We start from the raw sequence: 12,650 nt of genomic DNA, 5'->3' as shown, positions 1-12,650 counted from the left end.
ACGAAAACGCCGACCGTTCGCGGGTGGTGGTGGGCGAAGCGTCGAGCAGCGTAGTTGCGTTGATCGAGGAAGTGGCGAGTGCCACCCACAAAGTCGAAAGCATGCAGCAGGACGCGCAACGCATCACCGAGATTCTCGGGGTGATTGGTGCCATCGCCGGGCAAACCAACTTGCTTGCATTGAACGCAGCCATCGAAGCGGCCCGGGCCGGTGAACAAGGCCGAGGCTTTGCGGTGGTCGCCGATGAAGTCCGTGCCCTCGCCGGCCGCACCCAGGCCAGCACCTCGGAAATCAATGAAATGCTCACGCGCCTGACCCAAGGCGTCAGTTCGTCGGTCGCCGCAATGGAAAACACCCAGGCCAGTTGCCAGTCCGCCGCCGACGCGACAGCGCGGGTCAACTCGGGCCTGGATGAAATGGCCGGTTCCGTCAGCCACATCAACGGCCTGAGCACGCAGATCGCCACCGCGGCCTCGCAGCAAAGTGCGGTGACCGAAGAGATCAACCGCAGCATGGTGCAGATCCGGCACATGGTGGATGAACTGGTGAAAAGCGGTCAGGCCAGCGAGTTGAATACCCGGCAACTGGTGGACGCCAATGCGCGCGTCAGTTCGATCATGGGGCGGTTCAAGGTTCGTTGAGTACCTGAAAAGCCTGGAGCAAACCTGTGGGAGCGAGCTTGCTCGCGATAGCGGCCCTCCAGTCAGCATCATTGTTGACTGACACACCGCCATCGCGAGCAAGCTCGCTCCCTCAGGGTTTTGCATTGGCTGCATTGTCTTTGCATTACTTGGAAACAATCTCGCCCCTCATCCGTGGCTAAACTGGTCAAAATGCCTCTTTTTTTGACCGCCACCGAGTCGAGACCTTCCCATGCGAACCCCTCTGCGTCTGGCCGCCCTGAGCGTCCTTTTTATATCCTCCCTGGCTCAAGCCGCCGACCTGATCCCCATCGAAGTGCACCGCGACGCCAATTGCGGCTGCTGCAAAAAATGGATCAGCCACCTCGAAGCTAACGGTTTCAAGGTTGAAGACCACGTCGAAACCAACATGAGCGAATTCAAGCAGCAGCACGGTGTGCCACCGCGTCTGGCGTCGTGCCATACCGCGCTGATCAATGGCAAGTTCGTCGAAGGCCATGTCCCGGCGGACCAGGTGGTGGCGCTGAGCAAGCGTGACGACCTGCTGGGCGTTGCCGCACCCGGTATGCCCATGGGTTCGCCCGGGATGGAAATGGATGGCATGAGCGATGCCTATCAAGTGATCGGCCTGAAAAAGGACGGCAGTGATGTGGTGGTGGCGGACTACCCCGCCCATTGATGTCCGGTGCGTACCTCGGGCTGTTTCTCGCAGCGTTCGGTGCCGCGACGCTGCTGCCGCTACAGTCCGAAGCGGTGCTGGTGGGGTTGTTGCTCAGCGACCGGTATTGGCTTTGGTCGCTATTGGCGATCGCCACGTTGGGCAACGTACTCGGTTCGTTGGTGAACTGGTGGTTGGGACGCGGTATCGAACGGTTTCGCGACCGACGCTGGTTTCCGGTCAGCCCTCGTCACCTGGAACAGGCTCGACAGCACTATCAGCGCTACGGCCATTGGTCTCTGCTGCTGAGCTGGGTGCCGATTATCGGTGACCCGCTGACGCTGGTGGCCGGCGTCATGCGCGAACCTTTGGGACGATTTCTGCTGATGGTGACCCTGGCCAAGGCCGCCCGTTATGGCGTGCTGGCCCTGGCCACGCTGGGCTGGATGGGTTGAACGATCGAGCGCGGCAATTGCCTGTGTTTAATGTCGCCCTAATCAGGCCGATCCAGCATCGGCAGGTTTTCTTTGGAGTTCACCCATGCCCCTCGCCCTCTCCCGCTGGCTGCCCAGCCTGCTGCTGACCGCCGCACTGCCCCTCGTCGCCCACGCCGACGGGCCGGAATACGGCCCTCAATTGCAGGGCTTCGACTACCCCTACACCGTCAAGCATTTCGCCTTTGAGTCCCAAGGCAAATCCTTGCAAATGGGTTACATGGACGTCGCCGCCCATGGCAAGGCCAATGGCCGCAGCGTGGTGCTGATGCATGGCAAGAACTTTTGCGGTGCGACCTGGGACAGTTCGATCAAAGCCCTCAGCGAGGCGGGCTATCGGGTCATCGCCCCGGACCAGATCGGTTTCTGCACCTCGAGCAAACCCGAGCACTATCAGTACAGTTTCCAGCAACTGGCAACCAACACCCAGCAACTGCTCAAAGCCCTTGGCATCCAGAAAGCCAGCCTTCTCGGCCACTCCACCGGAGGCATGCTCGCTACCCGCTATGCGCTGCAATACCCCGAGCAGGTCGAGCAATTGGCGTTGGTCAATCCCATCGGCCTGGAAGACTGGAAAGCCCTCGGTGTGCCCTACCGCACCGTCGATCAATGGTACTCGCGTGAGCTCAAACTCAACGCCGACGGCATCCGCACCTATGAGCGCAACACCTATTACGGTGGCCGCTGGAAGCCGGAATTCGATCGTTGGGTCGACATGCTCGCCGGCCTGAACAAAGGCCCGGGGCATACGCAGGTCGCGTGGAACTCGGCGCTGATCTACGACATGATCTTCACTCAACCGGTGTATTACGAATTCAAAGACCTGAAGATGCCGACGCTGTTGCTGATCGGGACCTCCGACACCACGGCCATCGGCAGTGACATCGCCACACCTGAGGTCAAGGCGAAGCTCGGTCACTACGACGTGCTGGGCAAACAAGTGGCAAAACTGATTCCACAGTCGACCCTGATTGAATTCCCCGGCATGGGCCACGCGCCGCAAATGGAAGAACCGGCGCAATTCCACAAGGCCTTGCTCGACTGGCTGAACAAAACCAACCCCGTTCATTGATGAGGTAAGGCTGATGGCGGTGCAGATTGCGGTGATCGATGACTGGCAGGACGTCGCACGCGACGTGGTGGACTGGTCGGTGCTGGACAGCGTTGGCGAGGTGAGTTTCGTCCATGACTACCCCGCCGACAACGAAACCCTGGCCGAGCGTCTGGGTGCCTTCGAGGTGATTTGCGTGATGCGCGAACGCACCCGGTTCGATGAGGACCTGCTGCGTCGGTTGCCAAAACTCAAGCTGCTGGTGACTGGCGGTATGCGCAATGCGGCGCTGGACTTCAAAGCAGCCGCTGCATTGGGGATTCAGGTCTGCGGCACCGACAGCTACAAACATGCTGCACCGGAACTGACCTGGGCGCTGATCATGGCAGCGACCCGCAACCTCGTGGCCGAAGCCAACGCCTTGCGCGCGGGTTTTTGGCAGCAGGGCCTGGGCGGTGACTTGCACGGCAAAACCCTGGCCATCCTCGGGCTCGGCAGCATCGGCAAGCGCGTCGCCCAGTTCGGGCAAGTGTTCGGCATGCGGGTGATAGCCTGGAGCGAGAACCTGACCAGCGAGGCGGCTGCCGAAGTCGGCGTGACCTATGTCAGCAAGCAGGAACTGTTCGAGCAGGCCGACGTGCTGTCGGTGCATCTGGTGCTCAGCGACCGCAGCCGTGGCCTGGTCGACGCCCAGGCGCTGGACTGGATGAAACCCACGGCACTGCTGGTCAATACCGCCCGTGGACCGATTGTGGATGAGGCAGCGCTGATCAAGGCGTTGCAGAAGAATCGCCTGGCCGGTGCGGCGCTGGATGTGTTTGAAGTGGAGCCTCTGCCTGAACATCATCCGTTCAGGACGCTGGAAAATGTGCTGGCGACGCCGCATGTGGGGTATGTGAGCCGGCAGAACTACCAGCTGTTCTTTTCGCAGATGATCGAAGACATTCAAGCGTGGTCGGCGGGTAAACCCATTCGGTTGTTCACCTGATACCGCGATTTCGTTCTTCGCGAGCAGGCTCACGCCTACAAGGGACCGCATACCCCTGTAGGCGTGAGCCTGCTCGCGATGAGGCCATCAAATACCCCCATCAACCCGAACCAAACGCACCGCAACAGTGCACCACCCCCTCCCAATTCGCCCATTTTCGTGACTCACCAGTCCCATTTTGACCCACTCCCAAAAATAAACCTGCCCTTCGTCGGTGCGTTCCCCCCTGCGCGCGCGGTTCTTTTACCCTCTTGAAACTGATTGTCGAACAATTTCACCAGATGACCCGCCCCGCTCTAGGATCTGGCCTAGACTCAATTTCGCGAGGTAAAACCGGTCGGTCATCTGGTTGTAAAAAACTCGAAACTTTCAGTCCTGGCCAGGGGTCAGGTTAAAGGTAGGGCTAACGCGACTGGTGCATTCCTTGCAACGGCCCCTCCAACCCATCTGCTTCACCGCATTGGGCAGCATTTGCCACGATGCGTGCGCGTTTGCGCCCGGCCACAGGAATTGGCCACACCGTTTGTGCCAGACCTAAGCTTTAGATCAACACCACGGGAGATTCATATGATTAGTGCGGCTTTAGATATTCAGGGAGAGCGTGCTCATCAGCAGGTCGGCGAATCGAGCGCCGTCAATGCACCGAGCGCGCACCCCATCAGCGTCCCGGGAACCAAGACGCTGGCACCGGCTGCCAGTCAGAATCCAAATAGAAAGAAAGTGTTGTTCGTCACCTCCGAAATTGCCGACCTGGTCAAGACCGGCGGCCTGGGCGACGTCTCCGCCGCCCTGCCACGGGCCATGGCGCAGTTGCACGATGTGCGGGTGCTGATTCCCGGTTACCCGCAAGTGCTGCACAGCGAAAACCCGATCCACATCATTGGGGAACTGGGTGGGCACGCCGCACTGCCGCCCTGCAAGATCGGACGCATGGACATGCCGGACGGTCTGGTCATCTACGTGTTGATCTGCCCCGAACTCTACGAGCGTGAAGGTTCGCCCTACGGCGCCAACAATGGCCGCGACTGGCCAGACAACCACATTCGCTTCGCCCGCCTGGGCCTCGCCGCCGCCGATATCGCCGCCAATCTCGCACAAATTCATTGGTGCCCGGATCTGGTGCACGCCCATGACTGGCCTGCTGGCCTGGCGCCGGCCTACATGCACTGGCGTGGGCAGCGCACCCCAACGTTGTTCACCATTCATAACCTGGCCTATCAAGGCGTCACCAGCCTCGGCTCCTGCCCTGAACTGGGAATTCCCGCGCACGCCCTGCAACAGGAGGGTATGGAGTTCTACGGCAAGATGTCGTTCCTCAAGGCCGGCATGGCCTACTCGAGCCACATCACCACCGTCAGCGCCACCTACGCCCAGGAAATCACCACACCGGCCTTCGGCTGTGGTCTGGACGGTTTTCTCGCTGCCAAGACCCAGCAAGGCCTGCTCAGCGGTATTCCCAACGGTATTGATGAAAGCTGGGACGCGGCCACGGATTCGCACCTGTTCCGCCCGTTCAGCATTGGTGATTGGGACGGCAAAGCGGTGAACGCCGCGCACGTACGCGAATTGTTCGGCCTGGCCGATTCCGAAGGTCCGCTGTTTGCCGTGGTTTCGCGCCTGGTCTATCAAAAAGGCCTGGACCTGACCGAAGCGGTCTCCGAGTACATCGTTAAATCCGGCGGGCAGATTGCAATCATCGGCCGTGGCGAACCGGAAGAAGAACAAGCGATGCGTGAACTGGCCCTGCGTTTTCCAGGACAGATCGGCGTGCGCATTGGCTTCAACGAGACCGATGCCCGACGCATGTTCGCCGGCAGCGATTTCCTGCTGATGCCTTCGCGCTACGAACCCTGCGGCCTGAGCCAGATGTACGCCCAGCGCTTCGGCTCGTTGCCGGTCGCGCGCAACACCGGCGGCCTGGCTGACACCATTGAAAATGGCGTGACCGGCTTCCTCTTCGATGAATCCACCGTCGAGAGTTATCAGGAAGCCCTGAGCCGTGCGTTCAAGGTGTTCGCCTTCCCCGACCTGCTGCATGCCATGCGGTGCCGGGCCATGGCTGCGCCGTTCAACTGGTGCAAGGCAGTGGAACCCTACGCCGAACTCTACGAACAACTTGTGGCCAAGGCCTTGGGTAAATCAGGCCGACAGTAAGAGGTTTTCAACGATGCCGTTACGGACCCTTGAGACCTGGCCCCACGGCGCAATCATGCTGGACGCAGAGCACACGCGTTTTGCCTTGTGGGCGCCGGATGCGTTTTACGTCAGTGTCGAACTGGAAAATGGACAATCCTTGCCGCTGTTGCCTCAGGTTGACGGCTGGTTCGTGATCAAGACCCGCTGCCCCGCGGGCACCCGCTACCGTTACAACATCGATGGCGAGCTGGAGGTGCCGGACCCGGCCTCTCGCGCGCAGGCCGGCGATATTGGCAGCCACAGCGTGGTGGTCGATCCGCTGGCTTATCGCTGGCAACACAACACCTGGCAGGGCCGGCCATGGAACGAGGCGATCATCTACGAGCTGCACGTCGGTGTGCTCGGTGGTTTCAGTGCCGTCGAGCAACACTTGTCGCGCCTCGTCGAACTGGGCATCACCGCCATCGAGCTGATGCCGCTGGCGCAATTCCCCGGTGATCGCAATTGGGGCTACGACGGCGTCTTGCCCTACGCGCCGCAGGCGTCCTATGGCTCGCCGGAACAACTCAAGCACCTGATCGACACCGCCCATGGCCTTGGCCTGGCGGTGATTCTCGACGTGGTCTACAACCACTTCGGCCCGGATGGCAATTACCTGCACCGCTATGCCAAGGCCTTTTTCCGCGAAGACAAACACACGCCGTGGGGTGCGGCCATCGACTTCCGGCAGCGCGAGGTGCGGGATTTCTTCATCGACAATGCGTTGATGTGGTTGCTGGAGTACCGCTTCGACGGCTTGCGCCTGGATGCGGTGCACGCCATTGAAAGCCCGGATTTCCTTGAAGAGTTGGCGCAGCGCGTTCGCCAGCAAACCGAACCCTCGCGCCATGTGTGGCTGATGGTGGAAAACGAGCACAATGAGGCGAGCCTGCTGGAAAAAGGCTTCGACGCGCAGTGGAACGATGACGGCCACAACGCCCTGCATGTGTTGCTGACCGGTGAAACCGACGCCTACTACGCCGATTATGCCGAGCAGCCCACCGAACAACTGGCCCGCTGCCTGAGCCAGGGCTTTGTGTTTCAGGGCCACCTCAATCGCCACGGCACGCCGCGAGGTGAGCCCAGTGGTCACTTGCCGCCGACCGCCTTCGTGCTGTTTCTGCAAAACCATGACCAGATCGGCAACCGTGCGTTAGGTGAACGGTTGCATCAACTGACTCATCCCGATGCGCTCTACGCGGCCACCGTACTGCTGCTGTTGTCGCCGATGATCCCGCTGATGTTCATGGGGGACGAATTCGCCGCGCAGGCGCCGTTTCTGTTTTTCACCAGCCACCACGGTGAACTCGCAGAACTGGTGCGCGAAGGTCGACGCAATGAGTTTGCGGCATTCAGCGCCTTTGCCGATCCGCACAAACGTGAACAGATTCCGGATCCGAATGCGCCCCGGACCTTCGACGTGTCGCGACCGAAGCTGGGGGCCAGCGCACTGCCGTCCATTCACGACCTCTATCGCCGCCTGTTACAGCTGCGCCATCAGCACCTCATCCCTCGCCTGCCCGGTGCCCAGGCATTGGGCGCCGACGTGCTCGGCCACGGGGCGGTGAGCGCTCGCTGGCGACTGGGCGATGGCAGTGAGCTGCGCATTGACCTGAACCTCAGCGACACGCCAGTGGTCCACACCCCACAGGCCGACACGATCTTGCTGTTCGAACACCCGCCCCACTCGGCCGGCCTGTTGCACGAGGGCAAACTTGCCCCGTATTGCGCGCTAGTCAGTCTCACGGCCGCAGCCCCTTTGCTACCCCCGGATGGAGAGCGCCTATGAGCGATGCGCAACTTGAAATACTGGCCAGCCGCGCTGGCCTGGCCGTCGACTGGATCGACGCCAATGGCCGCCCGCAAAAAGTCGGCCCGTCGGTGCTGCGCGCCGTGCTCACCGGCCTCGGCCACCCGGCCGGCAGTGCCCAGGAAATCGACGCGAGCCTGCTGGAACTGCAAGCCGTCCAGCAGACCCACCGCCTGCCGCCGCTGTTGACGGTCGATGTCGGTGCCGGTCTCGATCTGGCGCGTTACTTCGAGCCCGAAACCCCGTGCGACATCCACCTCGAAGACGGTTCGAAGATCTACCTGAAACTCGATGCAAAAGCAGTGCTGCCGGGGCTGATTCCGGTCGGTTACCAACACGTCAGCATCGACGGACAGTCCTTCACCCTGGCGGTGGCGCCCGAGCGCTGCTACAGCGTCGGCGACGCAGTCGACAATCCGATTCCGCGCACCTGGGGCCTGAGCGTGCAGCTGTACTCCCTACGACGGGCCGGCGATGGCGGTTTCGGCGACACCCAGGCGCTGGAAGACCTTGCACGGGTGGCCGGTGAACGCGGCGCCGAGGCGTTGGCGATCAGTCCGTTGCACGCCATGTTCGGCAGCGACACCCAGCGGTACAGCCCCTATTCCCCTTCCAGCCGTTTGTTTCTCAACAGCCTGTATGCCGCGCCCGGTGCGATCCTCGGCGAGCGCGCCATGCGCGCGGCGATTGACGCCACGGGGCTTGCCGCCGAACTGCAAGCGCTTGAAGAACGGCCGCTGATTGACTGGCCCGTAGCCGCACGAGCCAAACACCGCATTCTGCAGGCGTTGTACGAAGGCTTCGTCCACGGTGAACATCCCTTGCACGAAGACTTCAGCAGCTTCCGCCATGCCTCGGGCGAAGCACTGGAAAATCATTGCCGCTTCGAAGCCCTGCAAGAGGCCCGCGCCGCCAAAGGCGAGAGCCTCGACTGGCGCGAATGGCCCGAGCAATGGCGCGACCCGCGCAGCGCTGCCTTGGCCGAATTCGCTGAAGAGAACGCCGCACGCATCGGTTTCTTCGCCTTCTGCCAGTGGCTGATCACCCGCTGCCTGGAGCGCGCGCAAACCGCGGCCCGCGGTGCCGGGATGAGCATTGGCCTGATCGCCGACCTCGCGGTGGGCGCTGACGGCGGTGGCAGTCAGGCCTGGAGCCGCCAGGACGAATTGCTCGCCTCGCTGACAGTGGGTGCGCCGCCAGACATCCTCAACCGGACCGGCCAGGGCTGGGGCATCTCTGCGTTTTCGCCAGAAGGTCTGGTGCGCAATGGATTCCGTGCGTTTATCGAAATGCTCCGCGCCAATTTCGCCCACGCCGGCGGTTTGCGGATCGACCACATCATGGGCCTGCAACGCTTGTGGGTGATCCCGAACGGCGCACTGCCCCGCGATGGCGCCTACCTGTACTACCCGGTTGACGACTTGCTGCGTTTGCTCACGCTCGAGTCCCACCGTCATCAAGCGATTGTGCTGGGCGAAGACCTTGGCACCGTGCCGGATGGCCTGCGGGAAAAGCTCATTGCACGTTCGATCCTCGGCATGCGCGTGCTGTTGTTTGAACAGGACAACGCCCACTTCAAACCGATCCTCGACTGGCCGGACAACGCACTGGCGACCACCAGCACCCATGACTTGCCGACGCTCAATGGCTGGTGGCACGGCCGCGACATCGACTGGAACGCACGGCTCGGCCTGACCGACGCCAGCAGTGAAATCGAGTGGCGCCAACACCGCGAACGCGAACGCGAAGGCCTGCGCCGCGTGTTGAGTCAGGACCCACAGAACTTTCGCGAAGAGTCCCACGAAACCGATCAGGTGCTCGACGCCAGTGTCCGTTTCCTCGGGCATACCCGCGCGCCGTTGGTGTTGCTGCCGCTTGAAGATGCCTTGGGCATTGAACAGCAGGCCAACTTGCCCGGCACCATCGACGCCCATCCCAACTGGTCACGACGCCTGCCCGGCGACAGCGAAGCCCTGCTCGATGACCCGGACGCGGCCCGACGCCTCGAATTGCTCGCCTGCGCGCGGCTTCAGGCGGGCGAGCGTGACCAATGACCGCGTCGAATATCCAACCGCTGCGGGCGACCCTGCGGCTGCAGTTTCATAAAGGCTTCACCCTCGATCAAGCAGTGCCGCTGGTGCCGTACTTCGCCCGACTGGGCATCAGCCACGTCTACGCTTCGCCGCTGCTGGCCGCGCGCGCCGGCTCGATGCATGGCTACGACGTGGTAGACCCGACCACCGTCAACCCCGAACTGGGTGGCGAACCCGCACTGCGACGTCTGGTCAGTGCCCTGCGCGAACAGCGGATGGGGCTGATCCTCGACATCGTCTCCAACCACATGGCCGTCGGTGGCGCGGATAATCCGTGGTGGCTCGACTTGCTGGAATGGGGGCGCCTGAGTCCGTTCGGCGAGTTTTTCGACATCCAATGGCACTCGCCGGACCCGTTGATGGAAGGTCAGCTGTTGCTGCCGTTCCTCGGCAGCGACTACGGCATCGCCTTGCAGGACGGCACCCTGCCCTTGCGCTTCGATGCGCAGGACGGCAGCTTTTATGTGCAGCACTACGACCACCGTTTCCCGATCTGCCCGATGAACTACGGCGAGTTGCTGCCCACCGAGGTCGAACCGCTGAAGTCACTGGCGGAACGCTTCACCACCCTGAGTTACCAGACCGACGCACACAGCCTGGCGGTGCCACTGAAAGCCGAATTGCGCGATCTGGCCAGCGCTCCTTCGCTGCTGAAGTCCATCGAACAGCACCTCGGCGCTTACGACTCGCTCACACCCGACGGTTTCCAACGCCTGCACAACGTGCTCGAACGCCAGAGCTATCGTCTGGCCAGTTGGCGCACCGCAGCAGATGACATCAACTGGCGTCGTTTTTTCGATGTCAACGAACTGGGCGGCCTGCGCGTCGAACGCCCCGCCGTGTTCGAAGCCACCCACGCGAAAATCTTCGAACTGGTGGCTGAGGGGCTGGTGGACGGTCTGCGCATCGACCATATCGACGGCCTCGCCGATCCCCGTGGCTACTGCCGCAAATTGCGCCGCCGGGTCGATCGCCTGTCACCGGGGCGGCACTTGCCGATCTACGTCGAGAAGATCCTCGGCGAAGGCGAAACCTTGCACCGCGACTGGTCGGTGGACGGCACCACCGGTTACGAGTTCATGAACCAGTTGTCGCTGCTGCAACACGATCCGCAAGGCGCACACACCCTCGGCGAACTCTGGCAGCGCTACAGCGAACGGCCGGCCGACTTCCAGCAGGAAGCGCAACTGGCGCGGCAGCAGATCCTCAATGGCTCGCTGGCCGGTGATTTCGAAAGTGTCGCTCAGGCCTTGCTGCAGGTGGCCCGGGACGACCTGATGACCCGCGACCTGACCCTCGGTGCGATCCGCCGGGCGTTACAGGAATTGATCGTGCACTTCCCGGTGTACCGCACCTACATCAGCCCCCGTGGCCGCTCCGCTGAAGACGATGTGTTTTTCCAGCAGGCCATGGACGGTGCACGCCACACCCTCAGCGAAGCCGATTGGCCAGTGCTCGATTGCCTGGCCGGTTGGCTCGGCGGCGAACCGTGGCGCAAACGTCCGGTGGGTCGCCAGCGCAAGATGCTCAAGCATGCCTGCGTACGCTTTCAGCAACTGACATCGCCGGCTGCCGCCAAGGCGGTAGAAGACACCGCGTTCTATCGCTCGGCGGTATTGCTGTCACGCAATGACGTGGGGTTCAGCACCGAACAGTTCAGCGCCCCGGTGTCGGACTTTCATGGGGCCTGCGCCAATCGCCTGGCCGAATTCCCGGACAACCTGCTGGCCACCGCCACCCACGACCACAAACGCGGCGAAGACACCCGCGCACGCCTGGCGGTGTTGAGCGAACGCAGCGCCTGGTACGCCGAGCAAGTCCCGCTCTGGCGCACGCTCGCCCGACCGCTGCGCGACGACGACCACATGCCGTCTACGGGCGATGAGTTGATCCTGTATCAGGCGATCCTCGGCAGTTGGCCGTTGACCCTGCACATTGACGATCAACCAGCGCTGGCGGATTACGCCAAACGCCTCTGGCAGTGGCAACAAAAAGCCCTGCGCGAAGCCAAACTGCAAAGCAGCTGGAGCGCGCCGAACGAACCGTATGAACAGTCGATGCAGGGGTTTATCGAGCGACTGTTTCTGGCGCCTGAAGGTGAGCTGTTACGTGCCGCCCTCGGCAAAGCCGTTCAGGCCATTGCGCCTTCCGGCGCCATCAACGGCTTGGCGCAAACCTTGCTGCGAATGACCGTGCCGGGGGTGCCGGACCTCTATCAGGGCAACGACTTCTGGGACTTCAGCCTGGTCGATCCGGACAACCGCCGGCCGGTGGATTACGCCAGTCGTGAACGAGCCCTTCAAGCGACACCGGAGGGGCCCGAACTGTTGTCGAGCTGGCGTGACGGGCGCATCAAGCAGACGCTGATCGCCGAGGTGCTGCACCTGCGCGCCGAGCATGCCGAACTGTTTTCCCGAGGGCGCTATCAGGCCCTTGAAGTGATCGGCAGTCAGGCCCATCGGGTGCTGGCATTTGCCCGCGTGCTGAAGGGAAAACGCGCCATCGTGATCGTCCCGATACGCTGCGCCGAACTGCTGAAAAACAGTGCCCAACCACAGATTGATGCGCCGCTGTGGGGCGATACACGGGTCAAATTGCCGTTCGCCTCCTCCGATGAAAATCTGAAGGGACTTTTTTCCAGCGTCGCAGTCACAAAAAACAGGGAGCTGAACATCAGCGCCGCGCTGGGGGTTGTCCCGGTCAATCTCTTTATCCAACTCTTTACCCAAGCTTGAGTTCA

8 protein-coding genes and 1 pseudogene are annotated in these 12,650 nt (G+C 62.0%); all 9 read left to right on the top strand.

Translation table 11 applies throughout. The features are described from left to right. Positions 1-113: 113 nt before the first annotated feature. Positions 114-641 (top strand): annotated as a pseudogene (locus tag D882_RS1000000133525) (methyl-accepting chemotaxis protein); the annotation flags it as partial. A gap of 232 nt (positions 642-873) precedes the next feature. Next, positions 874-1,320, top strand: a complete 447-nt coding sequence (locus D882_RS0112045) for a DUF411 domain-containing protein (RefSeq protein WP_027923479.1) — start codon at positions 874-876, stop codon at positions 1,318-1,320. Then, positions 1,320-1,754: a YqaA family protein gene (locus tag D882_RS0112040; RefSeq protein ID WP_027923478.1), complete on the top strand. Its 435-nt coding sequence runs from the start codon at positions 1,320-1,322 to the stop codon at positions 1,752-1,754. Before D882_RS0112045 ends, D882_RS0112040 begins: the two co-directional genes overlap by 1 nt. 85 nt (positions 1,755-1,839) lie before the next feature. Continuing rightward, a complete protein-coding gene (locus tag D882_RS0112035) occupies positions 1,840-2,865 on the top strand; it encodes an alpha/beta fold hydrolase (RefSeq protein ID WP_027923477.1) in 1,026 nt (341 codons plus the stop codon). Positions 2,866-2,878: 13 nt separating this feature from the next. Next, positions 2,879-3,832, top strand: coding sequence for a D-2-hydroxyacid dehydrogenase family protein (locus D882_RS0112030; protein ID WP_027923476.1), 954 nt, complete (start codon positions 2,879-2,881; stop codon positions 3,830-3,832). A gap of 567 nt (positions 3,833-4,399) precedes the next feature. Beyond that, complete coding sequence (glgA, locus tag D882_RS0112025; RefSeq protein ID WP_027923475.1) at positions 4,400-5,986, top strand: glycogen synthase GlgA; 1,587 nt, start codon at positions 4,400-4,402, stop codon at positions 5,984-5,986. A gap of 13 nt (positions 5,987-5,999) precedes the next feature. Next, on the top strand, positions 6,000-7,796 hold the full coding sequence (gene treZ / locus D882_RS0112020; protein WP_027923474.1) for a malto-oligosyltrehalose trehalohydrolase: 1,797 nt from the start codon (positions 6,000-6,002) through the stop codon (positions 7,794-7,796). After that, complete coding sequence (gene malQ / locus D882_RS0112015; RefSeq protein WP_027923473.1) at positions 7,793-9,871, top strand: 4-alpha-glucanotransferase; 2,079 nt, start codon at positions 7,793-7,795, stop codon at positions 9,869-9,871. Before treZ ends, malQ begins: the two co-directional genes overlap by 4 nt. After that, positions 9,868-12,645 (top strand): malto-oligosyltrehalose synthase, encoded by a 2,778-nt coding sequence (locus D882_RS0112010; RefSeq protein ID WP_027923472.1) that lies wholly within the window; start codon positions 9,868-9,870, stop codon positions 12,643-12,645. The genes malQ and D882_RS0112010 overlap by 4 nt, the downstream gene beginning before the upstream one ends. The last annotated feature ends 5 nt before the right edge of the window (positions 12,646-12,650 follow it).

This window comes from Pseudomonas sp. URMO17WK12:I12 (assembly GCF_000514395.1).
Classification (GTDB): domain Bacteria; phylum Pseudomonadota; class Gammaproteobacteria; order Pseudomonadales; family Pseudomonadaceae; genus Aquipseudomonas; species Aquipseudomonas mucoides.
This window is presented reverse-complemented; position numbering and strand designations above follow the sequence as displayed.